This window comes from Faecalibacterium sp. An121 (assembly GCF_002160915.1).
In the GTDB taxonomy this organism is placed as follows: Bacteria; Bacillota; Clostridia; order Oscillospirales; family Ruminococcaceae; genus Faecalibacterium; species Faecalibacterium avium.
In genome coordinates, this window is record NZ_NFLM01000004.1 from 136,911 (window position 1) to 162,894 (window position 25,984).

At 62.4% G+C, this 25,984-nt stretch carries 28 protein-coding genes; 10 read left to right on the top strand and 18 right to left on the bottom strand.

Going from position 1 to position 25,984, the window contains the following annotated elements; genetic code table 11:
- Positions 1–302 precede the first annotated feature (302 nt).
- Both B5E66_RS03590 and B5E66_RS03595 read left to right on the top strand, forming a co-directional pair.
- Positions 303–992 (top strand): endonuclease III domain-containing protein, encoded by a 690-nt coding sequence (locus B5E66_RS03590; protein ID WP_087228729.1) that lies wholly within the window; start codon positions 303–305, stop codon positions 990–992.
- Positions 993–1,019: 27 nt separating this feature from the next.
- Entirely contained in the window at positions 1,020–1,274 is a 255-nt protein-coding gene (locus tag B5E66_RS03595; RefSeq protein ID WP_242955910.1) for a GlsB/YeaQ/YmgE family stress response membrane protein, read from the top strand.
- 114 nt (positions 1,275–1,388) lie between these two features.
- On the opposite strand, the gene B5E66_RS03600 is transcribed toward B5E66_RS03595, so the two are convergent.
- The 4 genes from B5E66_RS03600 to B5E66_RS03615 form a co-directional block, all read right to left on the bottom strand.
- Complete coding sequence (locus B5E66_RS03600) at positions 1,389–2,183, bottom strand: ABC transporter ATP-binding protein (protein WP_087228731.1); 795 nt, start codon at positions 2,181–2,183, stop codon at positions 1,389–1,391.
- The gene (locus B5E66_RS03605) at positions 2,176–3,123 is read right to left on the bottom strand and encodes an ABC transporter permease (protein ID WP_087228733.1); all 948 of its coding nucleotides are present in this window, start codon (positions 3,121–3,123) and stop codon (positions 2,176–2,178) included. Before B5E66_RS03605 ends, B5E66_RS03600 begins: the two co-directional genes overlap by 8 nt.
- 176 nt (positions 3,124–3,299) lie before the next feature.
- Positions 3,300–4,334: an ABC transporter substrate-binding protein gene (locus tag B5E66_RS03610; protein WP_087228735.1), complete on the bottom strand. Its 1,035-nt coding sequence runs from the start codon at positions 4,332–4,334 to the stop codon at positions 3,300–3,302.
- 176 nt (positions 4,335–4,510) lie between these two features.
- A complete protein-coding gene (locus B5E66_RS03615; RefSeq protein WP_087228737.1) occupies positions 4,511–5,236 on the bottom strand; it encodes a YkgJ family cysteine cluster protein in 726 nt (241 codons plus the stop codon).
- Between the two features lie 276 nt (positions 5,237–5,512).
- Between B5E66_RS03615 and B5E66_RS03620 the strand changes: the two genes are divergently transcribed.
- Positions 5,513–6,478, top strand: coding sequence for an RING finger protein (locus tag B5E66_RS03620; protein WP_158098314.1), 966 nt, complete (start codon positions 5,513–5,515; stop codon positions 6,476–6,478).
- 43 nt (positions 6,479–6,521) lie between these two features.
- The gene (locus B5E66_RS03625; RefSeq protein WP_087228741.1) at positions 6,522–7,397 is read left to right on the top strand and encodes a UTP--glucose-1-phosphate uridylyltransferase; all 876 of its coding nucleotides are present in this window, start codon (positions 6,522–6,524) and stop codon (positions 7,395–7,397) included.
- A gap of 152 nt (positions 7,398–7,549) precedes the next feature.
- On the opposite strand, the gene rpsR is transcribed toward B5E66_RS03625, so the two are convergent.
- From rpsR to B5E66_RS03645, 4 genes are all read right to left on the bottom strand, one after another.
- On the bottom strand, positions 7,550–7,807 hold the full coding sequence (gene rpsR / locus B5E66_RS03630) for a 30S ribosomal protein S18 (RefSeq protein WP_087228743.1): 258 nt from the start codon (positions 7,805–7,807) through the stop codon (positions 7,550–7,552).
- Positions 7,808–7,851: 44 nt separating this feature from the next.
- Positions 7,852–8,331 carry a single-stranded DNA-binding protein gene (locus B5E66_RS03635; protein WP_087228747.1) on the bottom strand — a complete coding sequence of 160 codons (480 nt, stop codon included), beginning with the start codon at positions 8,329–8,331 and terminating at the stop codon, positions 7,852–7,854.
- 28 nt (positions 8,332–8,359) lie between these two features.
- Positions 8,360–8,644: a 30S ribosomal protein S6 gene (gene rpsF / locus B5E66_RS03640; protein ID WP_087228751.1), complete on the bottom strand. Its 285-nt coding sequence runs from the start codon at positions 8,642–8,644 to the stop codon at positions 8,360–8,362.
- Between the two features lie 163 nt (positions 8,645–8,807).
- Positions 8,808–10,103 (bottom strand): galactokinase, encoded by a 1,296-nt coding sequence (locus B5E66_RS03645; RefSeq protein WP_087228754.1) that lies wholly within the window; start codon positions 10,101–10,103, stop codon positions 8,808–8,810.
- Positions 10,104–10,384: 281 nt separating this feature from the next.
- Between B5E66_RS03645 and B5E66_RS03650 the strand changes: the two genes are divergently transcribed.
- The 3 genes from B5E66_RS03650 to B5E66_RS03660 all read left to right on the top strand — a co-directional run bounded on the left by B5E66_RS03650 (position 10,385) and on the right by B5E66_RS03660 (position 13,233).
- Positions 10,385–11,257, top strand: coding sequence for an AraC family transcriptional regulator (locus B5E66_RS03650; protein WP_087228758.1), 873 nt, complete (start codon positions 10,385–10,387; stop codon positions 11,255–11,257).
- Positions 11,258–11,277: 20 nt separating this feature from the next.
- Positions 11,278–12,669 (top strand): 23S rRNA (uracil(1939)-C(5))-methyltransferase RlmD, encoded by a 1,392-nt coding sequence (rlmD, locus tag B5E66_RS03655; RefSeq protein ID WP_087228761.1) that lies wholly within the window; start codon positions 11,278–11,280, stop codon positions 12,667–12,669.
- A 249-nt stretch (positions 12,670–12,918) separates the two neighbouring features.
- On the top strand, positions 12,919–13,233 hold the full coding sequence (locus B5E66_RS03660) for a CD3324 family protein (protein WP_255396624.1): 315 nt from the start codon (positions 12,919–12,921) through the stop codon (positions 13,231–13,233).
- Between the two features lie 180 nt (positions 13,234–13,413).
- Here B5E66_RS03660 and B5E66_RS03665 read toward each other — a convergent pair whose 3' ends face one another.
- Positions 13,414–14,220, bottom strand: coding sequence for a hypothetical protein (locus B5E66_RS03665; protein WP_087228767.1), 807 nt, complete (start codon positions 14,218–14,220; stop codon positions 13,414–13,416).
- 229 nt (positions 14,221–14,449) lie between these two features.
- Here B5E66_RS03665 and B5E66_RS03670 point away from each other — a divergent pair, with 229 nt between their 5' ends.
- Positions 14,450–15,304, top strand: a complete 855-nt coding sequence (locus B5E66_RS03670) for a hypothetical protein (RefSeq protein WP_087228769.1) — start codon at positions 14,450–14,452, stop codon at positions 15,302–15,304.
- A 72-nt stretch (positions 15,305–15,376) separates the two neighbouring features.
- Here the strand turns inward: B5E66_RS03670 and B5E66_RS03675 are convergent, their stop codons facing one another.
- The 5 genes from B5E66_RS03675 to B5E66_RS03695 form a co-directional block, all read right to left on the bottom strand.
- Positions 15,377–17,482, bottom strand: coding sequence for an S-layer homology domain-containing protein (locus tag B5E66_RS03675; protein ID WP_087228772.1), 2,106 nt, complete (start codon positions 17,480–17,482; stop codon positions 15,377–15,379).
- Positions 17,483–17,497: 15 nt separating this feature from the next.
- Positions 17,498–18,706, bottom strand: coding sequence for an ABC transporter permease (locus B5E66_RS03680; protein ID WP_087228775.1), 1,209 nt, complete (start codon positions 18,704–18,706; stop codon positions 17,498–17,500).
- Complete coding sequence (locus tag B5E66_RS03685; protein ID WP_087228778.1) at positions 18,703–19,470, bottom strand: ABC transporter ATP-binding protein; 768 nt, start codon at positions 19,468–19,470, stop codon at positions 18,703–18,705. The genes B5E66_RS03680 and B5E66_RS03685 overlap by 4 nt, the downstream gene beginning before the upstream one ends.
- A gap of 2 nt (positions 19,471–19,472) precedes the next feature.
- Positions 19,473–21,119, bottom strand: coding sequence for an HlyD family efflux transporter periplasmic adaptor subunit (locus B5E66_RS03690; RefSeq protein WP_087228782.1), 1,647 nt, complete (start codon positions 21,117–21,119; stop codon positions 19,473–19,475).
- A gap of 509 nt (positions 21,120–21,628) precedes the next feature.
- A complete protein-coding gene (locus tag B5E66_RS03695) occupies positions 21,629–22,420 on the bottom strand; it encodes a hypothetical protein (RefSeq protein ID WP_087228785.1) in 792 nt (263 codons plus the stop codon).
- 232 nt (positions 22,421–22,652) lie between these two features.
- Between B5E66_RS03695 and B5E66_RS03700 the strand changes: the two genes are divergently transcribed.
- Positions 22,653–22,997, top strand: coding sequence for a DUF3221 domain-containing protein (locus B5E66_RS03700; RefSeq protein ID WP_087228788.1), 345 nt, complete (start codon positions 22,653–22,655; stop codon positions 22,995–22,997).
- 55 nt (positions 22,998–23,052) lie between these two features.
- Here B5E66_RS03700 and B5E66_RS03705 read toward each other — a convergent pair whose 3' ends face one another.
- The 4 genes from B5E66_RS03705 to B5E66_RS03720 form a co-directional block, all read right to left on the bottom strand.
- Positions 23,053–23,232: a hypothetical protein gene (locus B5E66_RS03705; RefSeq protein ID WP_087228791.1), complete on the bottom strand. Its 180-nt coding sequence runs from the start codon at positions 23,230–23,232 to the stop codon at positions 23,053–23,055.
- A 135-nt stretch (positions 23,233–23,367) separates the two neighbouring features.
- Positions 23,368–24,378, bottom strand: coding sequence for an SdpI family protein (locus tag B5E66_RS03710; protein ID WP_087228794.1), 1,011 nt, complete (start codon positions 24,376–24,378; stop codon positions 23,368–23,370).
- Positions 24,347–24,646, bottom strand: coding sequence for an autorepressor SdpR family transcription factor (locus B5E66_RS03715; protein WP_087228797.1), 300 nt, complete (start codon positions 24,644–24,646; stop codon positions 24,347–24,349). Before B5E66_RS03715 ends, B5E66_RS03710 begins: the two co-directional genes overlap by 32 nt.
- Positions 24,647–24,792: 146 nt before the next feature.
- Positions 24,793–25,212: a nuclear transport factor 2 family protein gene (locus B5E66_RS03720; protein ID WP_087228839.1), complete on the bottom strand. Its 420-nt coding sequence runs from the start codon at positions 25,210–25,212 to the stop codon at positions 24,793–24,795.
- A 165-nt stretch (positions 25,213–25,377) separates the two neighbouring features.
- On the opposite strand from B5E66_RS03720, the gene B5E66_RS03725 reads away from it, so the two are divergent.
- Positions 25,378–25,833 carry a zinc ribbon domain-containing protein gene (locus tag B5E66_RS03725; protein ID WP_087228800.1) on the top strand — a complete coding sequence of 152 codons (456 nt, stop codon included), beginning with the start codon at positions 25,378–25,380 and terminating at the stop codon, positions 25,831–25,833.
- The last annotated feature ends 151 nt before the right edge of the window (positions 25,834–25,984 follow it).

The following is a 25,984-nucleotide window of genomic DNA, read 5'->3' on the forward strand; positions in this document are numbered from 1 at the left end:
TGCATATTATACAGCATTTTTTCCCAAAGGACAAGGGCGGCCGGCGTTTTGGGATCCATCCGAAAAGCCAAATCGGTTGATCGTTCGCCCGAAAGCGCCGCGCTCCTCCCTGGAGCGCAGCACAGCCAATGGACCCTTGGGGCCAAAGGGGACCGTATGGAGGATTTCCCGGGTGCGCCCCGGGGAAATATTTACAAATCCGATAAAACGTGGTATCATCACACGGTAGGGTGTATCCGAAACGGACCGGCGTTTTTGGCTTTTCGGGTATGCCCCAGCCTATCAGTCAGGAGATGGATACCATGCCCAAAAAGCAGATACCTGCCGCAGAGCTTGCGGCCAAAAAAGAGCTGGCCCTGGAAGTGATCGCCCGGCTGAAGGCCGCGTATCCCGATGCGGCCTGTACCCTGGACTATGCCGACGCCTGGCAGCTGCTGGTCAGCGTCCGGCTGGCCGCCCAGTGCACCGACGCCCGGGTCAACGTGGTGGTCGAGGAGCTGTTTGCCAAATATCCGGGGGTGGCTGCCCTGGCCGCCGCCCAGCCCGAGGAGATCGAGGCCATCGTCAAGCCCTGCGGCCTGGGGCGCTCCAAGGCGCGGGACATCTCCGCCTGTATGCGGCTGCTGCGGGACAAATACAACTGCCAGGTCCCCACTACCTTTGAGGAGCTGCTGGCCCTGCCCGGGGTGGGACGCAAGAGCGCCAACCTGATCATGGGGGATGTATTCGGCAAACCCGCCATCGTCACCGACACCCACTGCATCCGGCTGTGCAACCGCATCGGCCTGGTGGACAACGTCAAGGAGCCCCAAAAGGTGGAAATGCTACTGTGGCAGATCATTCCCCCGGAGGAGGGCAGCGACCTATGCCATCGCTTCGTGCTGCACGGGCGCGCCGTGTGCGACGCCCGCAAGCCCGCGTGCAGCCAGTGCTGCCTGGCGGACATCTGCCGCACCGCCCAGGCCGCAGAAAACGCGGCGGCCCCTGTGTAAGGCCGCCCTGTCAGGAGGTTTATCGCTATGATTTCTGCATTGTTTTCGGTCGTTTTCAGCATCCTTGTGGGAGCCGCTGCCGGCTATGTGGCCGGCCGCCTGATGGGCAGCGCCGGCTCCTCCCCTCTGCACAACATCATCCTGGGGATGGTGGGCGGCTTTGTGGGCAGCTTTCTGCTGGGGCTGATCGGCCTGCATTCCTTCAGCTTTATAGGCGACTTTGTGGTCTCGGTGGCAGGCGCCTGTGTCTGCATCTGGGCCGCCCGCAAGCTGTCCCGGTGAGCGCCCGTTCTTGAGGCCGGCCCTGCCTTTGGTTTCCTCTTATATTTTTATATGGAATTTATACAGAAAAGACCCGGAGCCTGCGGCCCCGGGTCTTTTCTGTTGTGTATGGATTCAGGAGAGGATCATGCGGTCGTTGGCGAACTCGTCACCGCTGGCTGTCTGGAACTTGGCCAGCAGGTCCGAAACGTGGAGCTTCTTTTTCTCCTCGCCGCTCACATCGTAGATGATACGGCCTTCGTGCATCATGATCAGCCGGTTGCCGTATTTGATGGCATCCTTCATATTGTGGGTGATCATGAGGGTGGTCAGGTTGTTTTCCGCCACCAGCTTGGCCGAAAGGGTCAGCACCTTGCTGGCGGTCTTGGGGTCCAGAGCGGCGGTGTGCTCGTCCAGCAGCAGCAGCTTGGGCCGGTTCATGGTGGCCATCAGCAGGGTCAGCGCCTGGCGCTGGCCGCCGGACAGCAGGCCCACCCGGGCCGTCAGGCGGCTCTCCAGCCCCAGATCCAGGGTCTTGAGCAGTTCCCGGTATTCCTCCCGCTCCTTTTTGGTGATGCCGATGCGGAGGGTGCGGGGCTTGCCGCGGCGGGCGGCCAGGGCCAGGTTCTCCTCGATCTGCATGGTGGCGGCGGTGCCGGTCATGGGATCCTGGAACACCCGGCCGATGTATTTGGCGCGCTGGTATTCGCTGAGGCGGGTGACGTCGGTGCCGTCGATGGTGATGCGGCCGTTGTCCACCGGCCAGACGCCGGCCACCGCATTGAGCATGGTGGACTTGCCGGCGCCGTTGCCGCCGATGACGGTGACGAAATCGCCCTCGTTGAGGTGGAGGGTCAGGCCGTTCAGGGCGGTCTTTTCGTTCACCGTGCCGGGATTGAAGGTCTTTGAAATATTCTGGATATCAAGCATGACGTTCTTCCTCCTTCTGGGCCTTTTTGGGCGCGGGCTTGGAGAAGTACTTCCCTTTCCAGTAGGGGACGGCCAGGAAGATGGCCACCACCACAGCCGACAGCAGCTTGAGGAGGTTGGCATCGAAGCCCAGGGTCAGCACCAGCTGGATGACGATGTAATAGATCACCGCGCCGATCGAGACCGACACCAGCTTGAGGGCAAAGTTGTGGAAGATACGGCCAAAGATCGCCTCACCGATGATGACGGCCGCCAGGCCGATGACGATGGCGCCGCGGCCCATGCTGACATCCGCGAAGCCCTGGTACTGACTGAGCAGCGCTCCCGACAGGGCCACCAGGCCGTTGGAGACCATCAGGCCCAGCACCGTATTGAAGTCGGTGTTGATGCCCTGGGCCCGGCTCATGTGGGGATTGGAGCCGGTGGCGCGGATGGCACAGCCCAGCTCGGTGCCAAAGAACCAGTAGAGGATGCCGATGAGCGCCAGCGTGATGAGGGTGACCATCGCCACCGGGTTGCGCAGGGCCAGCTCTTTGACCCAGCGCAGGGAGATGAGCAGGTCATAGTTGTCCACGTTGATGGACTGGTTGGCCTTGCCCAGGATCTTCAGGTTGATGGAATAGAGGGACAGCTGGGTCAGGATACCGGCCAGGATGGCGGGGATGCCCATGAAGGTGTGCAGCAGGCCGGTGATCAGGCCGCAGGCCAGGCCGGAGATGAGGGCCAGCAGCAAAGCCACCCAGACGTTCTGCCCGGCCAGCAGGGCCATGACGCAGACCGCGCCGCCGGTGCCAAAGGAGCCGTCCACCGTCAGGTCCGCCACATCCAAGATGCGGTAGGTGATGTAGACGCCGATGGCCATGATGCCCCAGATCAGGCCCTGGGCACAGGCCCCCGGCAGCGCGCCGGGCAGGTTCGCCAGTCTTGCTAAGACTTCCAAAATGATTCCTCCTGTTTTTGACGATTTGCCGCGGACCGTTGCAGTCCGGGGCAGGGTTTATGGGTACAGGCCGCAGACGCACCTGCGACCGCCCCGGCAAACGCCGGAGCGGTCGTTCATGCAAAAAGGCGGGCAGGATGGTGGCCCATTCTCCCCGCCTGGATCTTCAGTGGGATTTATGCTTCGATGGCCTCGTACCCTTCGGGAACGGTCAGGCCCAGCTCGTCGCAGATGGTCTTGTTGTACTTCTTGGTAGCGCTGGTGTACTGGATGGGCATGGTGGAGATATCCGCCTCGCCGGTCAGGATCTGAGCGGCCATCTCGCCGGTGGTGTAGCCCAGGTCATAGTAGCTGATGGACAGGGTGGCCACACCGCAGCCCGAGCAGATGCCTTCCTCGCCTGCAAAGACGGGGATGCCCATGGGCCGGCAGATGCCGTCCACGATGCCGGTGTTGGCAGCCACCGTATTGTCGGTGGGGACATACAGCAGCTCATTGGCGCTGGCTGCCTGCTGGCAGACCGAGGACAGGTCGTTGGAGTCCGAGAAGGGGTACTGGGTGACGGTCAGGCCCGCATCCTCCAGGTAGGTCTGGATGGTGTCCACCTGGTACTGGCTGTTGGCCTCGGCCGAGCAGTACAGCAGGCCGGCGGTCTTGGCTTCCGGCATCCACTCCAGGATCATGGCAGCCTGCTCATCCAGGGGCGCCAGGTCGGAGGTGCCCGAGATGTTGCCGCCCACCGTGCCGCTGAAATCGGTCAGGCCCAGGGCCACGCCATACTCGGTGATGGAGGTGCCCAGGATGGGGATATCGGCGGTGGCCGCCTGGGCCGCCTGCAGGGAAGCGGTGGCGTTGGCCAGGATCAGGTCCACGCCGGCCGAGACAAAGCCGTTGCAGATGGTGGCACAGGTGGCGGTGTCGTTCTGAGCGTTCTGCATATCAAAGGTGACCGCATCCCCGAGCTGTTCGGTCAGCGCATCCTGGAAGCCCTGGGTGGCGGCGTCCAGCGCCTCATGCTCCACCAGCTGGCAGATGCCCACGGTATAGCTCTGGCCCGCGGCTGCGGAACCGGCCGAGGATGCCGCAGAAGAAGCCGTGCTGGCGGCGGTGGACGACGAAGAAGACGATGTAGAACCGCAGGCGGCCAGCACGCCGGCCGCGGCGGCAGCCGCAGAAACAGCCAGGAACGAACGACGGGAAATCTTACGCATACCAATAACTCTCCTCTATCTTGGTCTTTTCCGGGGACAGGACCCCGGGCGCTCACTTCATGGGTGTGAATCGCTTCATGATTGTGAAGTATAGCACACTTTATGAAAAGTTACAATAGATCCCCGGCGATTTTATTCTCCTGAAGCGGCTCAATTATTGATAATGCAGAAAATATCTATCTGTTTTTTCGATGGATGTGCTGCTGCATCTCGGCGAGGCGGACTTTCTGACCTTCCAGCCAGAGCAGATTTTCTTCAAACTGCTGCGGCCAGGGGCGCTCCAGGTCATAGCGGTAGTAGAGCGCCTGGCAGACTTTTGCCTGGAACCGCCGCAGCACCACCGGCTGGAACAGTTCCTCCCATCCGGGGGCCTGCCACTCCAGCTCCATGCACCGGCAGGCCCACAAAATGTCCAGCGGCTCCCGCCGGGCGATCCCCTGAGCCTCCAGGTAGGCGGCCAGGGTCCCCTCATGGACCGTGCCCCCGCACCGGGTACCCTGGAAATAATACGACGCCTGCCCTTCGGGGCTGATCTCCTGTCCCAGCGGGTAGAGGGCGCAGACCAGAGGCCGGGCCTGGTGGACGGCGCAGCGCCCTTCGGTCAGGAACGGGCAGTTGTTCCCCGCGGCGCGCACCGGCGCCAGCCGCAGCACCGGCAGACGGCTGACCGTCCCGATATAACGGCGGCAGAAAGCCTGGGCGGTCAGTTTGGGGGGCAGGCCCAGCCGCCTGGACAAGCGGTAGAGATCGTACCCCGAGAGGACGATATCCTCCCGGCCCCGGCAGCACCCGCCGCAGCCGGCGCAGCGGAACGCAAAGCAGTCCTCTGCCGCCAGATAGGGCATATCCGGGGCGCGGCCTCCCCCTTCCGCTCCGCACAAATCGATTTCGCTGTCCCTCATGGTTCCTCCTCATCTGCCGGCAAGCCGGCCGTGCGGACGGCAAAACCCAAAGGCCGTCCGCCGCCGTTCCCTGCAAGGATAACACGCTTTGGGTGCATCTGTCAATTTTTTGTGAATGTGCAGTCAAAACGGGATTTGTTTTCAGTTTCTTCAAGATTTTGTGCTATATTGGGGCAAATGCATCAATCAAAAGCGCAAATTTGAAAGTTTGGCTTTTCTTTTATGCTTCCAGAGAGTATACTAGACATACCATATTCGTTTAATGTGGAGGCTTTTATGTATCAGTTTACTGGTTGTCCCTGTTCGGTCTGCGGCAAGACCCTGACCGATACGGACGATATCGTTGTATGCCCCGACTGCGGCGCACCCTATCACCGCGCCTGCCACCAGGCGCAGGGGGCCTGCGTCTATGCCGGCAAGCACGGCACAGGCTTTGAGTGGACGCCCCCCGCCTCGGCACAGCCCGAGCACAAGTGCCCCAACTGCGGCGCGCCCAACCCGGAATCCGCCCAGCGGTGCAGCCACTGCGGCTATGTGTTTGGCAGCGAGCAGGCCGCTCCCCCGCCCCGGGTGGACGCCAACCGCCAGGCCCAGCAGCCCGGCGGCGGCTTCAACTACACCCGCCTGTACCAGGAGGCCCAGGCCGGCGGCTATTGGCAGGCCAGCGCGGCCAGCGCCGACGAACCCATCGACGGCATCCCCAGCGACGAGTGGGCCACCTATCTGGGCCCCTCCAGCCCTGCCTATCTGCGGGACTTTTCCCAGATGCAGAAGTATGGCCGCAAGAGCTCGATCTGCTTTTCCGCCCTGCTGTTCGGTCCCCTGTATTTCTTCTACCGCAAAGCCTGGAAGCCGGCTTTCGTCTTTCTGGCGGTGGATCTGCTGCTGCAGCTGCCCAGCCTGCTGGAACTGCTGGTGCTGAGCGAGAGTGCCTTTGCCCCTGCCATCAGCGGTTCCACCCTGCTGTTCCTGGCGCAGATCGCGTCGATCGCCAGCTTTGCGGTGATGGTGCTCAGCGGGATGTTCGCCAAGTATCTCTACCGCCGCATCGCCGCCGAGCGGATCCGCCGCATCGAGGCGGAGTTCCCCGACAAATCCAAGCGTGAGGCCGTGCTGCGGGCGCAGGGCGGCGTCAGCTGGGCCGCCGTGGTGGGCGTCTGCACCGCTATGGTGGTGCTGGGGGCTGTGTTCAGCCTGCTGCTGGGCCCCAACCTGCAAGCTGTCATGGGGCTGGTGCTGTGAGACGCGCCGGCCAACCATGTAAAAACGACGAAGGAGGTCTCTTATGAAAGCCGTCACCAAAGCCGTCATCCCTGCCGCGGGTCTCGGCACCCGGGTACTGCCCGCCACCAAGGCCATGCCCAAAGGGATGCTGCCCATCGTGGACAAACCTGCCATCCAGTATCTGGTGGAGGAGGCTGTGCGCTCCGGCATCACCGACATCTTGATCATCCTCAGCCGAAACCAGACCATCATCGAGGACCACTTTGACCGCAGCCCGGAGCTGGAGGCCAAGCTGACCGCTCCCGGCAAGGAAAAGATGCTGGAGGAGTGCCTGGGCATCTCCAACCTGGCCAACATCTACTTTGTCCGCCAGCACCAGACCCTGGGGTTGGGGCACGCGGTCAGCATGGCCCGGCCCTTTACGGGGGACGATCCCTTTGTGGTCATCTACGGGGATGACGTCATCATCGGGGAGGACCCGGTCTGCGCGCAGCTGATCCGGGCCTACGAGGCATTCGGGCGGCCCGTGGCCGGCGTCTGCGCTGTGCCCTGGGCGGATGTCAGCCGCTATTGCAGCCTCAAGACCACCCCCATCCGGGACAATTACTTCTTTGTGGACGACATGATCGAAAAGCCCAAAAAGGGCCAGGAATTCAGCAACTACTCCATCCTGGGGCGGGTGCTGCTGACCCCGGAGATCTATCCCCTGCTGGCCGCTACCAAGCCCGGCGCAGGCGGTGAGATCCAGCTGACGGACGCCATGGCCGAGTACGCCCGCACCAAGGGCGGCATGACGGCAGTGGCCTTCACCGGCAAGCATTACGATATGGGCAACAAGCTGTGCGTGGCGCAGGCCCAGGTGGAACTGGCCCTCCAGCATCCTGAGATCGGCGAGGCGTTCCGGGCTTATCTGAAGGAATTCTGCAAGACGCTGTAAATCGCCCCCATTCCAAAACCGACGCCTGACCCCAGACAGGGGCCAGGCGTTTTTGCGGCGGTTTCGGGAGAGCGGCACAAAAAACGCCCCCGTCGAAGGACGGAGGCGTTTGGTGCTGATTGCTGATTGTTTTGGAATGGGATAGCGAACGATCAGTCGCTGACGTAGGGCATCAGAGCCACATGACGGGCACGCTTGATGGCCACGGTCAGGGCACGCTGATGATAAGCGCAGGTGCCAGTGACGCGGCGGGGAATGATCTTGGCCCGCTCAGAGACATACTTGCGCAGACGGGCAACATCCTTGTAATCGATCTCATCGATGCGATCCACGCAGAAGCTGCAGACCTTCTTGCGGCCGCGGCGCACGGGACGTGCGGGGCGGGAGCCTTCGTTTTTCTCAAAAGCCATTGCTGGTTTACCTCCTGTTTGAATTTTTGTCGAGTTGGACAAGGTCAGAACGGCAGATCGTCGCTGTCGTCGATGACCGCAAAGTCATCGGTGTCCCCTGCCGAGTAGCCGGGGACTGCCTCAATGGCAGACGGGCGGGCGGGCTGCTGTGCGTTCTGATGGGGCTGGCTGCTCTGAGGAGCGCCGCCGCCATTGCCGTTGGAGTTCTTGGGGCCGCCAAAATTGATGTTGTTGGCCACGATCTCCACACCGGTGCGGTTGTTGCCGTTCTTATCCTGATACTGGCGGCTCTGGATGCTGCCCTCAATGATGATCAGGCTGCCCTTCTGGAAGTATTTGCAGACGAAATCCGCCTGCTGGCGCCATGCCACGACGTCCAGAAAGTCGGTCTGGCGCTGCTCGCCCTGGCGGGCATAGCTGCGGTCACACGCGATGCGGAACCGCGCCAGATTGATACCGTTGGTGGTGGTGCGGAGTTCAGGGTCCGCCACCAGGCGGCCCATGATAACGACGACGTTCAACATAAGACGGGACTCCTTGTACTGTGTGGAATTAGCCTTCCTTTGCAACGATCAGGGAGCGCATGACGCCCTCGGTGATCTTGTACACGCGGTCCAGCTCGGCGGGGAAGTCGGGCTCACTGGTGAAGTTGATCACAGTGTAGACGCCCTCGTTCTCGTCGTTGATGGGGTATGCCAGACGGCGCTTGCCCCACTCATCGATGGAATCGATGGTACCGTTGGCCTCGATCAGGGACTTGAACTTACCCACCAGAGCGGCGGTAGCCTCGTCATCGAGGGTGGCGGTGGTAATCAGCATGGTTTCGTACTTTGCCATTTTTGTGCACCTCCTTTTGGACATAAGGGCTTCGGATGGAAGCCAAGGGTCTGCGGGGCATCCCGCAGGGCTGCCTTTGCAGACAGCAATTTATTATACCAAGAGGATGCGGGATTGTCAATCACTTTTTTGGGATTTTTTGCGCCCTGCGCCAGCCGGCCTGTTACCCGATGGCCAGCCCTGCCCCCTGCTCCCGCAGCGTGAGGATGTGGCAGCTGCCGGGGCCGAACACCGAATCCATGGCGGCACAATAGCGCTCCAGACAGTTCGCAGGCACAAAAGCCTGGATGGTGCCGGCAAAGCCGCCCCCCTGCATCCGCCAGGCGCCGCCGCTGTCCTCCAGGATATGCTGGCTGAGGGCCAGGGCCACCGACAGGGACTGGCGGCGCGGATCGGCGCTGCTGTAAACGTTCTGGCAGAGGGTGAAGGAAGCATGGCCGCTCTGGCGCACCAGCCGGAGAAATTCTTCAAAGCGGCCCGCCCGCAGGGCCCGGTGTTCGGCCAGGGTGCGGGCGTTCTCCTCAAAAAAGTGGACGGCGCGCAGGCAGGCCCGGTCCCCGCAGCAGGCGCGCACCCGGGACAGCTGCGCCCAAAAAGCAGCCTCGTCCACCTGCCCCAGCACCTGACAGTCAAAACAGGCGGCCACCGCTTCCATCTCGCGTCGGATGGCGGCGAACTCGGCGGTCAGCTCACTGTGGCTGCCCCGGGTATCGGTGACGCACAGGCTCATCCCGGCGGGCAGAAGCTCCCGGGTGTGGATCTTCTCCACCCGGGGAGACTCAGGGTCCTGGAAGTCCGCAAAGACCACCCCGCCCAGCGCGCTGGTCAGCTGGTCCAGCAGGCCGCTGGGCTTGCCAAAATAAATGTTCTCGGCGTACTGGCCCAGCCGCGCCACCTGGGCCGGGGTCAGCCCGCAGCCGTACATCCCGTTCATCACAGCCCCCATGGCCATCTCGAAGGCCGCCGAACTGGACAGCCCCGACCCGCGCAGGACGCTGCTGACCGTGTAGGCATCGTAGCCGCCCACCGGCCGGCCCAGCCCGCGGAAGCCCTCGGCCAGTCCGCGGATCAGGCTGGCGGAATGGGTGGACTCCTCCGACCGGGGGTCCTGCTGGGACAGGTCGATGACATCCAGCTTGTTGAAGCCCCAGGACTTGACGCGGATGTAACGGTCGGTGTTGGGCGAAGCGACCGCCACCAGGTCCAGGTCCACCGCTGCGGCCAGGCCATAGCCGTGCTGGTGGTCGGTGTGGTTGCCGCCCAGCTCGGCACGGCCGGGGGCGGTGTACAGCTCCACCTGCCGGCCGGGGCCAAAATAGCACTCGAACTGCGCCAGCGCCTGGCACCATCTGTCCCGCTGCCGGGCCAGCACCTCCTCCGACGGGCCATACAACGCCCTCAGGACGTCATCCCAGACGCCCGCCCCGATCTCCTGCCGCCGCTGTGCGCTTGTCGCCATATTCTCTCCCCCTGTGCCCGCATTCCTGTGACGGCCCGCCCGGCGGACAGGCCCTTTCGTTTGCCTGCAATGCAGGGGCAGGCCACGCAGGCCCGCCCCGGGATCTTGCTTCTATTGTAGCGTATTTGCACCATTTTTGCAAATTTTCACAGAGAAAAGCGGGCATTTTCAGCGGCAAAGCCAAAGTTCAGGATGTACTTTTGTTGAATTTGCGCCGTCGGATATGGTATACTGGTATCGCTTTCCCCGTTGTACGAGTTTGTGTTTCAAAGGAGGCCCCTATGCCGGAGGTTTATAAACAGTCGTTCAAACAGAATTATACCAACAATGTGGACCTGTCCGTCTTCAACTGCGGGCTGGAGCGCTGCGCCCCCGGCCACACCTGGGGCCCCGGCATCCGGGACCACTACCTGATCCACCTGATCCTTGCAGGCAAGGGCACGTTTCAGACCAGCGGCAAGACCTGGGAGCTCAACCCGGGGGACCTGTTTTTTGTCCGGCCCAACCAGCTGAACACCTACACCGCCGACGCCCAGCAGCCCTGGGAATACTGCTGGGTGGGCTTCAACGGGATCAGCGCCCACCGGCTGGCCTCTCTGCTCCCCTTCTCGGACGAGCAGCCGGTCCACCATACCCAGCGCCCCGAGGAGATGTATCACGCCATGGAGAACATTTACCGTGCCCGGGGGCTGCGGGTCCAGGATGAGACGGCCATGGTGGGGTATCTGTACCTGTTCATCGCCGCCCTGATGGACGAGACCAGCGAGCGCAAGCCCCACAACACCAACACGTCCAGCCAGTATGTCCTGAATGCCATCAAGTACATCCAGTTCAACTATTCCCACGATATCTCCATCGACGATGTGGCCAAGAGCGTGGGGGTCTCCCGCAGCCACCTCTACCGCGTCTTTATGAGCAACGTAGGCAAAAGCCCCATCGACTACCTGACCGAATACCGGATCAACGAGGCCTGCAAGCTGCTGCGCACCGGCAGCCTGTCCATTGCCGAGGTGGCCATCTCGGTGGGCTTCTTTGACCAGTTCTATTTTTCACGGGTGTTCAAACGGGCCAAAGGGATGCCGCCCAGCAAATACGCCGCCCAGCAGGCGGCTGCCCCGGCCGATGACAGTCCCGCTCCGGCCGCCGCGCCGTGACCAGTCCCAAGGAGGGAACCATGCCTTTACAGAAAAACCAGATCATCCCCCTCGCCATCCAACGGCTGTCCAGCGACGGCAGCGGCGTCGGCCATTGGGAAGGCGAAGCGGTCTTTGTGCCCGGCACCGCTCCCGGCGACCAGATCCAGGCCCGGGTGGTGAAAGACTTCAAGCGGTACGCCTTTGGCATCGTGGAGCAGATCGACCAGCCCTCCCCCGACCGCATCCCGGCGGACTGCCCGGTAGCAGGCCCCTGCGGCGGGTGCAGCCTGCGCCACCTGCGCTACCAGGCCGAGCTGCAGGCCAAACAGGCGTCGGTGGCAGACGCTTTCCAGCGGATCGGCGGCCTGGACGTCCAGGTGGAGCCCATCCTCCCCTCCCCCCAGGTGGACCGCTACCGGAACAAAGTCCAGTTCCCGGTGGGTTTGGACAAGCAGGGCAAACCCTGCATCGGGTTTTATGCCGGGCGCAGCCACCGCATCGTCCCCTGCGGGGACTGCAAGTTGCAGCCCGCCATCCTCAACCGGATCGGCCAGACCCTGTGCGGGCTGTTCGGGGAATACGGCATCCAACCCTATGACGAAGCCACCGGGCAGGGACTGGTACGGCACATCTTCCTGCGCCAGGGCGCCCACAGCGGCCAGATCATGGTCTGCCTGGTCTGTACCCGGCCCAGCCTCCCCCATGCCGGCCAATGGGTGGAGCAGCTGCGCAGCCAGTTCCCCGACATCGCCACCATCCTGATCAACGTCAACCGGCAGAACACCAATGTGATCCTGGGCCCCGAAAACCACATTCTCTTTGGCCCCGGCTCTATCGAGGACACCCTCTGCGGGGTGCCAGTCCGGCTGGGCCCCTTTTCCTTTTATCAGGTGAACACGCCCGGCGCAGAACAGCTGTATGCCGTGGCTGCCGCCTATGCAGACCTGCGCCCCGACGACCTGCTGCTGGACCTTTACTGCGGCATGGGCACCATCGGACTGTCTATGGCCGGCCGCTGCCGGGAGCTGGTGGGGGTGGAGATCGTTCCTGAGGCCATCGAAAGCGCTCGCGCCAACGCGGCCCGGATGGGCGGAGAGATCGCCGGCAAAAGCCGCTTTTTCTGTGCCGACGCCGGCCAGGCAGCCGCCCGGCTGGCCGCCGAGGGCCTGGCCCCCGATGTCATCATCGTGGACCCGCCCCGCAAGGGCTGCGACCAGGCGACCCTGGACGCCGTGGTCCGCATGGCGCCCCGCCGCCTGGTCTATGTCAGCTGCAACCCCGCCACCGCCGCCCGCGATGCGGCCATCCTGACCCGTGAAGGTTACCGCGTGGAGAAAGTGCAGCCGGTGGACATGTTCCCAAGGACGGGGCATGTGGAGACCGTCATCCTTTTGTCCAACCGCTATCCCAAACAGAACATCGAGGCGTGAGTTTTGTTTGGCTGTGTCAGGCCAGGAAGCCTGTTTTTTGCATGGCCAAGACATCCATGCCGCGCTCTGGCAGCCTCATGTTTGGTTCTCAAAAGAGGGCGGGGATTTCACTTTTCCTTTTCTTATGATAAAATGGAGGCAGCACAAAAAGAAGGAGGCTCTGCGTTCATGCTTGATCCCATCGTTCCCGCTGTGTAAGCAAGGTCTGACACGGCGGCCATCATCCGAAGGTGTTGCGTGCGGGCTTTGCTGTTCCGGCAAAAAACGACCAAGGAGCGCAACATGAGCTATAAAAAGGCAGCGCAGGTCCTTCCCGAAGAGCTGCTTGCACAGATCCAGGAATACATTGACGGGGAGTTCCTGTATATTCCGCGGGCCGCAGAAAACAAACGGTGCTGGGGCGCATCGACGGCGACCCGCCGGGAACTGCGGGAGCGGAACCAGCGCATCTATGCCGAATACCTCGCGGGGGTCCGCATCGATTCCCTGGCTGACGCCTATTTTCTCTCCCCCAAAAGCATTCAGCGGATCATTGGGCAAATGAAAAAAGAACAGGGCCGGTGAAGAAGATGCGCCACCGTAAAGCGCATCCCGTTTCACCGGCGCTCAAAACGCACCGAAAGGGCTTGCCGCCTGTGATATGCACAGGCCGGCAGGCCCTTTCCTCTGTCTTACTGTGGCTGCTCCCCCCGGCTCCGGCGCCGTTTGGGGCACGGGATCGTTTTGGTCTTGCATCCCGGGTGATCAGGAGCGCTCTGCGCCGCCGGGCAGGGCGCTGCTTGCCAGGACGCCGTCCAGCTGGGCATAGTCCACCACCAGGATATAGGCGGTGTCCAGACCTTCCAGGCTGCCTGCGGGGAATTCCACTTCCAGACGATCCTCAAAAAAGATCACATGGACCGGGTCGATGGCAGCGGCCAGAGTTTCCTGTACGGCGGGGTCATCCCCTGCTGCGGCAGCCAGCGCCATGCACGCATCGGCTTCCGGCACCGTGAACAGGGTCCACAGGTCCAGCCTCTGGCCGGTGGCCCGGTCAAAGGCGGCGCTGTACCGCAGCTGCTGGCCGTTTTCCGGATCGACGGCCTGCTCCACCGTGGTGGTAAAATAGATGACGCTGCCGCTGGTGGCGGTGGATGCGGTGCTCTGTCCCACACGGCCAGGCACAAAACTCTCCCCTTGCTCCTGCCAGCGGGTATAGCTGGCGGACAGCAGGGCGGACAGGTCATAGTATTTGCCTTCTCCCTGGTACCAGGCCGAAACGGCCGCCTGCACTTCTTCTGTCAGGCTGCCATAGCCGGCCGTATCGCTCTCCACAGAGACCACATCGTCCTCCGTCAGCAGGACCGTGCCGTCGGCCAGTTCGTACACCGACCACGGCTCCTGGAGGCCGTTCTCAAAATAGCCGCGCCAGCGGTCCACCGTTTCGCCGTCCGAAAAGGTGGCCACGTTCTTTTCTTCCAGTTCCCAGATCTCCTCCTGTACAGCCTGCCGGCCGCAGCCCCCCAGCAGCATCAGCCCGCACAGGATCAGAGACAGCAAACGTCGTTTCATGGGGCTTTCTCCTTCTGTTTGCGGAATGTGCAGACAAGTCCCTCCTGTCTGCTTCGGACGGGTCTATTTTACCATGATGTTTCAATGCAAACAAGGGAAACTCGGCAGATTGCACAGAACCGTCACCAGATGTCCCATTTTTTTGCCTCCGGCCAAAGGTTATACATGGTTCTGTCACCCCTTTGTGCTATAATAAAAGAAAAGCCTTTTGCGAAAGGAGGCTGTCTTTATGCTGACATCCAAATCCACTGCCGGCGCCGCAGTGTCTTCTGCGCTGCGGGCAGTCCTGGCCCTGGTGCTGGCTGCGGCCGTGCTGCTGGGAGGTTTCGGCCTGCTGCTGCACAGCCGGATCGACGCGCTGCGCCGCGGCTCCGCCTTCCATTTCGACTATACCGTCACCTCCACCTCAGCCCAGCCCTCTGCCACATGGTCCCTGCTGGAAGCCCTGGGCGCCACCACCGGCACCCTCTCGGGCCAGAACAGCGGCAGCGATCTGACCCTCAGCTGGTACGCTCCCGGCAAGGAGGAGCCCTATACCCAGCTGGTTCTGGCCGACGGCCAGGTCTATCTGGATGTGCGGCAGATCTACCGCACCTTCCTGTCCGGCCTGCACGCCCAATACCCGGCCATTGCCTCCCTTATCCCCGACTGGGGCCTGGGAGACTACATCACCGGCAGCCAGATGGCCACCCTGCTGGGGCAGGAACCGGCCATGAACGGCCTGGAGCAGTACCAGTCCGGCGCCTTTGCCCTGGCTGCCCTGGAACCGGCCCACCCCGACCAGGCCCTGGACGGCTACTTTTATTTCACCCTGAAGGAGCCGCTGGGGGGCATCGGTATCACGGTGGGCTTTCCCCCTTCCAGCCTGTGGTCTGCTTTGTGGGGGGACTTTTTCCGCTGCCATGTGCTGGTGGATATCCCCAGCCAAGGGCTGCGCCTCGAACTGACCGGCAAGGCCCTGCCCGGAGAATACGCCATCCAGGCCCCCGCCTCCGTGATGCGGGATGAGGACATCGCCGCCCTGGCCGAACTGATCCAGACGGTGCGATCCATTGCAGACTTTGTCAAACAGCTGGTGCAGTGATGATCGGCAGCAGAAAGGCCCCGAGCGGTTCACACCGCCCGGGGCGCTTTTCTTTTGATCTTCAGGGCCGGGTCAGTCCTTTTTGACCGCCACCAGCACCCGGACTTTGCTGCCTGCGGTGCAGCCCATGTTGTCGTACCAGCCGATCAGGTGATAGCCCTCGGGATCCACCTGGGAGAGGCTGGTGGGGTAATACTGGCCCCTGTACCAGAGATAGACCTGCATATCATCGGCGGTATCGTAGCGGGTGCTGCCGCTCATCACCGAGGCAGGGCCCAGCCGGTCGATCATCACAGGCATCAGCTGCACCATGTTTTTCACCGTGCCGTTGGTGCTGCGGCTGACCGCCACACCGCCCGCCACCACCGGGTATTTGACGGCGGTGTTGAGGGTGGCCGCCTCCCCGTTGACGTAGCAGACATAGCTGGCGCCGCTGCCCAAGAAGCCGAAGATATCGCTGATGGTGCCCGTGGTGTTGCGGGACAGCAGCTGCAGCGCATAGCTGGCCATGCTGCCGGTGCTGGAGGACAGGCTCTGCCACAGGGTGCCGGCGATGCTGCCGTCGATGATGCCATAGAGGATATCGCTGGTGCTGGGCAGGTTGATACCCACCACCTGGTTGCCGGTCTGGGGGGTCAGGCTGCCTGTATCGGGCAGCGTGGTGCTCTGGCCGTCCTTGAGGGCGTCGTCGATGGCGCTGCCTGCCACATTGGCCAGGTTGCGCACATCGTCCAGCACGCCGTAGGTCCACAGGTCGCCGGTGACATCGTCCAGGATCAGCCGGTCGATCTGGCCGGCGGCGTTGGTGGTGTAATAGCGCACATCACCGCTGCGCAGGTTCACACCCGCTAGTCGGCTGGGGCTTACCGCCCCAGCAACACCCTCCGAAGTCGTATCCAGGATCTCTACATCCTCTGCCAGAGGGGTATCCCCCAGGGTGGTCCCCTCTGCATTGAAGGTGCCGCTGAGGGAGCGGGCGTCGATGCTCTCCACCTGTTCGCCGTTTTCATCCACGGTGATCTCCACCAGCCACCCGGCGGGGAAGTTCAGACTCTTGTCCACATGGACGGTGCGGGCCACGCCGTCGGTGCAGGCCACCGTGACTCTCTGCATCACATCGGCGCCGTCCTCCTCGATCAGGCTCCGGGCCGAGTTCTGCACCACGCCGTAAAAGACCTGCTCGGCCTGCTGGCCGGTCAGCACCTGCACCACTTGGTTGTCCATCCCCAGCAGCAGGGTGACCACCTGACCCACGCCCCCGCCGTTGAGGGAGGAGATCTGGGCGGCGGCCGCCGCAGTGCCCAGGGTGTATTCGGTGCCTGCCACCGTGACGGTGGCGGGAGCGCTAGCCGAGGGGGTCACCGCCGTGATCCGGCCCGCGGCCTTGCGGGAGTAGACCCACAGGGTCCTGGCGTTCTGGCTGTAATAATAGACGTCGTAGGGCTGGAGGCCCGCCGTGGCCACCGCCGTGTCGTTGCGGTAGATGGTGGCGGGCTCAAAGGGCAGCCGGGTATTCTCCCCTGCCACGAAGGGGCCTTCCAGGCTGCCCATCACGATGGAGGAGAGGGCCACCTCGCCCCCTTCTGCCGTGAAGCCCAGGGAGGTGCCGTAGTTCTGGCCTTCCCCGTTCAGGGCAGTGAGGGCATTGTAGAGCAGCACCGCGCCGTCCTCCAGGTTCATCCCCTGGCCGGGGGCGCAGGTCAGGCCGTCCCGCAGCCCCAGCTCGCTGGCTTTGTTCAGCTGGGCGGTGGGGAAGGTGCCGCTGAGGGTGGTGACGTCATAGCCCAGCAGCTTGAGGACCGCCGAGCAGGCTTCTTCCAGAGTGACGGGGCTGCCCGGCCGGAAGGAGCCATCGGTATAGCCGCTCATCCAGCCCTGGGCGGCCGCGATGCGGATATAGGGGGCCAGGGGGTCGCTGCCGCTCACATCGGTAAAGATGCTGCCTGCGGCGCCCTGGGCGCCGGCGCTCTCACGGTAGGGGGAGAAAGCCACCAGCAGCCGGGCCAGCTGGCCACGGGTCAGCTGGGCGTTGAGGCCGGCGGTCTGGTCCGCGGTCAGGCCCCCCAGGATCACTGCGGTCTGGACGGCGGTGTTGGCGCTACTGGCCGAAGCGGGCAGCACCAGCATGGTGCACGCGATGCAGGCCGCCAGCAGCAGCGCAAGGAAGCGTTTTCTCATCTTTTGTATTCCTCCTTAATCATAGCGCAAAGCCTCGATGGGGTTGAGCCGTGCTGCGCGCTTGGCGGGCAGGTAGCCAAACAGGACGCCGATGCCCACCGACACGCCGAAGGCGATCATCACCGACGACGGCGAAGGGCTGATGGTCATGCTGGGGTCGCCCATGACGACGGCCACCAGCGGGGAGGCTGCGGCCGACACCAGGTAACCCAGCAGGATGCCGATGACGCCGCCCAGGGCCGATGTGGTAGCCGCCTCCACGACAAACAGGGCCAGGATCGAGCGCTCCTTGGCGCCCAGAGCCTTGCGGATGCCGATCTCCCGGGTGCGCTCGGCCACCGACACCATCATGATGTTCATGATGCCGATGCCGCCCACCAGCAGGGAGATGGCCGCGATGACGGTGAGCACCGACACCACCATGCCGATCATCGAGCTGAGGGTGTTGAGCATCTCGGAAAGGCTGGTGACAAAGTAGCTGTTGTCCGAGTGGAGCAGCTCCTGCAGGTTTGCCTCCAGCACGGCCTTGCCCTCGGCCACCTGATCTTCCCGCACGGTGGTGACACCGTACGTGTCCGCGACGGCGTTGCGGGCCACCCGCTGGGCGGTGGTGTAAGGGATGTAGACGTAGTCGTCGCTGCTGCCCTCCTGCAGCGAGGGGTCATCCACCTCTGCGGCAGCCACCCCGATGATGGTGAACTGGTTGGGACCGATCTTGATGGTCTGGCCGATGGCGTTGCCGCCGTAGGCCACCCGGGCGATGTAGTCGCCCACCATGCAGACCCGCTTGTATCCCGAGCAGTCCACATAATTGAGCAGCCGGCCCTGGGCGATCTTGGTGCCGGTCATCCCGAAATAAGCTTCGCTGACCCCGATGACACTGGTCTGGTTGTAGCTCTTGGTCCCCACCTTGACGGCCGAGCTGGTGCGGTCCATGCTGACCATGGGGGAAATGCCCGAGAACAGGTCGGGCCTGGACTCGATGATGTTGTACATCTCCTGGATGTCCACATTCCGGGCCCGCGGGCCGTACACATTGACCTGCAGCAGGTTCATCCCCATGGAGGAGACGCTGGCCCGCATGCTCTCCGTCAGGCCGTTGCCCAGACCTACAATGATCATCACCGCCATGATGCCGATGATGATGCCCAGCATGGTCAGGAAGGTGCGGAATTTATTGCTCCAGATGTTCTTGATCGCCTGGCGGAAGGTGACATAGATCATACGCTGCCCTCCTGTTGTTGTTCTTCTTGGCCCTCTGCCTCCTCGGAGGCGTAGTTGGGATGGACCACCGCCTCGGGAGAGTGGGCGTCCCCGTCATAGACCACCCGCCCGTCCTCCAGCCGGATGATCCGGGGAGCCTGCATGGCGATGGAGTTGTCGTGGGTGATCAGCACCACCGTATTGCCCTGGCGGTGCAGCTTTTGCAGGATGCCCAGCACCTCCCGGCCGGTGTGGCTGTCCAGAGCGCCGGTGGGCTCGTCGGCCAGGATCACCGCCGGGCGGCCCACCAGAGCCCGCGCAATGGAAGCGCGCTGCTGCTGGCCGCCCGAAAGCTGGCTGGGACGGTTGTTCAGCTTGTTGCCAAGGCCTACCTGTTCGAGGGCTTCGGCGGCCCGCTGGCGCTGTTCGCTGCGGGACAGCCCCGCATAGACGAGGGGCAGCTCCACATTCTCCAGCAGCGTCAGCTTGGGCAGCAGGTTGTACTGCTGAAAGATAAAGCCCAGCATCTCGTTGCGGATCTCGGCCAGCTCGTTTTTGTCCATACTGCCCACATCCCGGCCATTCAGCCGGTAGACGCCGGAGGTAGGCACGTCCAGGCAGCCGATGATGTTCATGCAGGTGGACTTGCCCGAACCGGACTGGCCCACGATGGCCACGAACTCCCCTTTCTGGATCTGCATCGAGATGTGGTCCGCCGCCTTGACGGTGGTATCTCCCATCTGATAATATTTGCAGACGTCGTCAAATTCAATGAGTGCGCTCATCCTCAGCCTCCCGAAACGGTGACCTGCATTCCCATGGCCCCATAACTGCTCGAGCTGACGCTCGAAGCGTCGTAGGCCACGGTGTCGCCCTCCTCCAGACCCTCCAGCACCTGGATGTAATCGTCGTCGCTGATGCCGGTCCGGACCCGGACATAGACATAGCCCTCGGGGGCGGTCATATCCGTCACGGCGTTGGCTGCGCTGGGGGAGTCTGCGGTCACCAGCACATAGCTGCCGCGGATCACGGCGGCATTGGGGATGGAGAGGGCGTCCTGGACGCTGTCCACCACGATCTCGGCGGTGGCGTTCATCCCGGGCAGCAGCTGGCCGTAGTCGTCGATCCGGATGGTGACCGGGTAGGTGGTGGTGCCGCTGGTGGTGGTGCCCGCCGAGGACACGTTGGTCACCACCCCGTTGAAGGTCTGGTCGGGGATGGCGTCGGCCCTGATCTGCACATTCTGGCCCACCTGCATCGACAGGATCTGCAGCTCGTCCACGTTCAGGGTCATCTCCAGATAGCTCAGGTCGTGGATGATGCACATGGCGGTGGCAGCCGTGGTGCTGTCGCCTCCCACCGTCTCCCCTGCCTGGACGTTTTTCTGGATGATGGTGCCGCTGATGGGGGCGGTGATGGTGTAGTTGTCCATGGTATTCTTGGCGTCATCCACCGACAGCTCGGCACTGAGCAGGTTGTCGCTGGCTGTCTCCACCTGACGGGTCAGGCTGTCGCTGGCCAGCTGGATGACATTGGCCCCGGCCCCCACGGCGCTGCCCGGCTGCACGCAGAGAGCGGCCACCGTGCCGGCGGAGGCGGCGGCAAGGGTCTGGGACTTCTGGTAGGCCAGCCGGGCCGAGCCCAGGGCACTGACCCCGTTCACCGAAGCGGTGGCCGCCTGGGCCGCCGTCAGGCTGCCGTTGTTGGGCACCGCGATGGTCACCGAACGCACCAGCAGGCTGCCGCTGCTCAGGGTATCGGCCCCCGAGACGGAGCGGATGGTACCGGCGATCCTTTCATAGGTGCCGTCCAGGGTCACTTCGGCGGTCTGACCCACCGCGAAGCCGGCTGCATCCGCCGCAGGGAAATCCAGCGTCAGCAGCATCACGCTCTCATCCCGGATGGTGGCGACTTCCTGTCCGGCCGTGACCACATCGCCCGGGGCCACACCGATGGACACCACCGTGCCCCCGATGTCGGTGCGGACATACTGGGCGTTCACCGCATCCTCATAGCTGCGCTGGGCCTGGTTGAGGGACAGCTGGGCCCGTGCCACGCTGTTGGCGGCGTCCGAGCTGTCGATGGTGTACAGCACGTCCCCGGCCTGGACCATATCCCCTTCCTGGAAATCGGCGGTGAGGACGGTGCCCCGCACCAGCGGCTTGACCTCATAGGTGTTGGCCGCCGTAATGGTCCCCGAATCGCTGAACACGTTGGTGATGCTGCGCCGCTGGGGGGTATCCTGCAAATAGGAAACACTGGTGGATGCAGGGGAAGCCTGCCTGGGCATCAGGAAGGCACCCGCCACCACCAGGACCACCGCGCCTGCGGCGATCCGCTTCCAGTTCCGTTTGAGAAAGGGCTTGAACCCCTTGCCAGGGCTGCGGGCGGCCTGCTGGGCCTCCGCCTCTCCCTGTTGTTTTTTCTTGAACACGGTTTCTTTTCCTCCTTTTGTTTTAGGGCGTATCCGTGAGGTCAAACACGCTGCGATATTCGCCCAAAAGCGCCAGACACAGGGCGCGTGCGCGCGGCCGTTTTAGCGCTTTTGGCAGACCGTCCGGCACATTCGACGTCTCAGGACATACCCTGGCACCAGCATAGCACATGTTTCTTGAGCCAATCTTGACCCAACCTTGAGTTTACCTTGAGATGCTCCCATCTCCTATGCCGGGCTTCCTGCCTGTTTGCCATGGGACTGCATCCGGCGCTTTGGGGCTGGCACGGCCCTCCGGCGTCCGGATCTATATCTTAAGCACTTCCAAAGAAGTATTAAGACAGCGTTAAGAGTATACAACCAAAAAAAGGTAAAAATGTGAGCAAGCCGTAAAGATTGCGCCCCGTTCGTAAACTTTTTGTGAACACTGGACCTCAAAAAGCGGGCCTGCCCGCCGGCACTCGTGCCAGCGTGACAGGCCCTTTGCGCATGTGTTTGGCGGGGGCAGTTCAGCTGCCGCTGCGCCTGGCCTCCTGGGCCGCATGGACCTGGTTTTCCAGGTCCAGGATCTTTTCCATGGGCTGGTAGATCATCAAAAAGGCCGCGGCCAGCGGCAGCCAGACATTCCCCAGCACCGCCACCACATAGGACGCCGGCGCAAACAGGGAGATCAGGGCCAGATACCCCAGCAGGATGGCCGCCGCACCCAGGCTGCGGGGCAGGCTGGCCAAAAACAGCAGGACGCTGTTTTTCAGGGTACGGCCCAGGGACTGGTCAAACAGTACCAGCTGCGCGCACAGATACGGGAACAGGCCCGCCACCAGAAGCAGCCCCACAAAGACGGCCCACAGGCCGCCCTGGCCCATCTGTCCTGCCAAAAAAGCCTGGGCCGCCCACAGGTCCAGAGCCACCAGCAGGCCCAGCAGAGCGCCCGGCAGCAAACAGGCGCGCAGGCTGCCCTTCCAGGCTTTGCGCCAGGTGCTCCACCAATAGAAAGGCTCGTCCCGCAGGCCGCGCAAAAGCAGGTCGGACAAAGCGCACAGTTCCGGCGCGGCGATCAGGCCGCCCAAGGCCCCCGCCAGCACCACGGGCACCAGGGCCCCTACGGCCTGCATCAGCCCTACGAGCACCATCCAGGGTGCAAGGCCCAGCAGGGCCAGCAGCCCCGCCCAGAAAAAGCCGGACAGATCCCGTGTGCACACCTCCCACAGCCGGAGCAGGCCCTTTTTGCGGGGCTCATCCGCCTCCACGCCGGGGCCCGGCTGGTGGGTGTGCTCCCACAATTTGTTGAAAAAACCCATTTTGTTTCTCCTTTCTGTCTGCCCGCTCCATCCAGCGATCATCCAGACCGCAATGCCGCAGGGCGGGCAGTTTTTCCGCCGCATCCCAGTATAGCACAATCCGCCCTTTCTGAGAAGCCGGGGGCTTTCCAGATGGATTTTCTTTCCGAATCGTCTGGACGTACAGCCGGTTCCGTGTTATACTTATATTGTCACAAAACTATCACAAAACCACGAAAGGAGGCAGAATGCAATGCTGCGCAAGATCTTGTCCACTCTCCTGTGCCTGGGGCTGGCTGTCAGCCTGCTGACCGGCTGCGCCCGCACCATCGACGAAATCATCGAAGAAGAACCCTCTGTGCGGGGCACAGTGGCCGGCGTCAACGCAAAGTATTTCCTCCTGGATGTGGACCGGGAAGATCCCGCTTACGAGACCGCCAGCCGGATCAGCGTCTCGCGGGATGTGGAAAACGCCGACAGCTACACCAGCCTGAAGGCCGGGGACCATGTGGCGGTCTATTTTGACGGGGTCATCGCCGAGAGCTACCCCGCCCAGATCTCCACCGTTTACGCCGTCCTTTACATAGGCGAAACCTGAGCGTCACCATAACAAAAGGGCAGAAGAACGCTGGTTCTCCTGCCCTTTCTTTTTGTCACCACTTGCCCGTTCGGATCCGTTCGCCTACCAGTACTGCCAGAAAAACCGCTGCCACCAGCAGCACCGAGATCCAGACGGGGCACAGCACCCACACCCAGGACCAGGCGATCCGTCCCAGGCATTTCAGGATCACAAAGACAAGGGTCAGCATTGTGATGAATGTGATGAACCCCATAGCAAGCTCCTTTACTCCATCGATCCGTGCGGGCGCGGCGCTCACCCGCCCTGCCCCTTTTTGGCGTCGGATGCGCCCTGACTGCCCTCATTATAGCACAGGGCGGGGGCTTTTTCCAGGGGGTGGGCCGCCCCCTCACTGCTCCAGCTTTGCGGTCAGCTCACGGTAGAGGGACTGGGTGGCGCCATCGTCCCGGCCGTTCAGTACCAGCAGGCGGCCGTCCGCCAGCTCCAGCAGCAGACAGGAGCCGCAGCTGTCATAGCTGTAGCGGATATAATCCCCATAAGCATCGTTATGGAAGTTGCCCAGCGACACTTTTTGATTGCCAAAGCCATAGGTGCGCACCCCCGCCTCGGGGGCCTGACCCTCGGGCAGGTACTGCACCGAGGCAATGCTGCTGTATGGGATGGTCATGTCGTTCCAGCCGTCGCCATCGATGGTCATGGCGCTGCCGTCAAAGGAGACACTGACACTCCCCGTAACGAACAGCCCCACCAGCAGCACAGCAGCCAGCGCCACCAGAAACACCGCCCATCGGGTCTTGAGTTGAACGGTGAGGGCCGGAGCGCCCGCCTTCCGCTGTTTCCGGTAATAAAGGTACGAGTAGAGGGTGGGCAGGACGATCACCGCTGCTCCGGCCGCCAGCATCAGACGCGCCCCGGCCGCTGTGGGCAGCAGGGCTGCCACCATGGCAGCCAGGCCCGCCACTACCCACACCTTGCCGCCCCAACGATGGGTGCTGCGCCAGTTTTCCTCGTTGCCCATGGTCCAGGGCAGCCGGATGCCCAGCGTGCTGTTGGGACGGAAACGGGGCATCTGGTTGCCCACCACAAAGAACAGCGCCCCCATGCCAAACATCAGCGCCCTGCTGAAAGCCGTGTAGCCATAGAAGTCCTGCCGGGCCAAAACCAGGCCCAAACCCATCACCAGCGAGATCATGGGCATCAGCCAATAAACGATATCCAGCGCTTTTTTGCTCTGCTCCCGGCGGGCGTTGTCCCAAAAGACGATTCCCAGACAGATCCAATGGGCAGCCAGCAGACCCAGGATCTCCCACACCATCCGGCCGCCCAACAGCGCCGGCAGCACCACCACCAGGGATGACAAGATCAGCTTACCCTTGTTCTCCATGATCATCTTCTTCATGGTCAGTCTCCCCTTTCAGATCTGCGATCCACAGCATCACTTCCTCCAGCACGGAGGCATTCAGCTCATAATAGATGAATTTGCCCTCCCGCTTATCCCGTATCAGGTCGGCGTCTTTCAGCACCGACAGGTGCCGGGAAATGGAGGCCGCCGTCACCGGGAAATGCCCGGCGATCTCCCCCGCCGAGAGCCTGCCGTCTTTCAGCATATTCAGGATCTCCCGCCGGATCGGGTCGGCCAGGGCCTTTAAGGTATGTTGTAAGCTCAAGGCTGCTTCGCTCCTTTCCGAACAATTAACAATTAGTCTAATCGTTAACCATATGATAACACAAAAGCCCCGCTCTGTCAACCCGGCAGAGGAGGCTTTTACGCTTTTACAACACTTTTTTCAGGCCGCGGCCATGCTTGCGGATCTCAGAACCACTTTGCCTTTTCGTCCCGGAAACGGGGTGCGTCCCCTTCCGCATAGGGATCGTAGGTATTCCGGTTGCAGCCAAATTCTTTCAGGGCACAGATCCTGCCGTCAGGAGCCCATTGCACCAGGGAGATGCCGTCAAATTCCTCCACCGTGCCGGAATCCATCTGGTTTTTGAAGTACCATTCCACCGCCGTCTGCTCTCCCTTATGAAAGAACTGCCGGATCTCCCACACCAGAACCCGCCCCCGGGTGTTCCATTCGGCAAACCAGTGCCCCACCGCCTTGCGGCCATGGTACTGCGGGCCCCAGCTCTCGGTATAAACCACATCTTCTGTAAACAGCTCCTCCAGGCCTTCGTCCTGCCCTCTCAGCCACATCGCAAACCAGCGCCGAATGGCGGCTTCCCGCCTCTGCAAAGTCTGTGCTTCTGTCATCAAAAATGACCCCCTTTTGTCTTTTGCCATGTGATCTTGGAACAGCTCCATCCTATCATGCCCGCCCTCCCCTGTCAAGGCAACAACAGGTTGCTTGGCGGTCTGCCATGCATATGATACAATACAAGTGGAGGTGATCCAAATCCCATGGAAATCAAAGAGATCTTATACCAACTTCGCCGCCAAAAGGGCTGGTCCCAGGACCAGCTGGCGGAAAAACTCTACGTCACACGGCAGGCCGTCAGCCGCTGGGAAACCGGCGAAACAACGCCCAACACCGAAGCGCTCAAACTGCTTTCCCGGCTGTTTGACGTTTCGATCAACACCCTGCTGGGCTGTCCCCGCAAGCTAGTGTGTCAGTGCTGCGGTATGCCCCTGGAGGACGATGCTTTTCTCAGCAAAGAACCCGACGGCAGCTTCAACGAGGATTACTGCAAGTGGTGCTATGCCGACGGCGCCTTCACTTACGCCAGCATGGATGCCCTGATCGACTATCTTACGCAGCAATTTTCCAGCGAAGCCTGGCCCCCGGAACAAGCCCGCGCCTACTATCAGTCCCAGCTGCCCAGGCTGCGCCATTGGCAGTCGTCCAAAAAGGACTAAATCCACAAGCCGCTCAAAAATGCCGATTGAAAGTAACCGCCCCATAATCCCCCGTCTCAGCAGATCCCATCAGTATAAGAGCAGCACTTTCTAATCCTTTTAGACACAAAAAGAGCTGCCGTGTCAAGTGCGGCAGCTCGGGGTTCCAGGG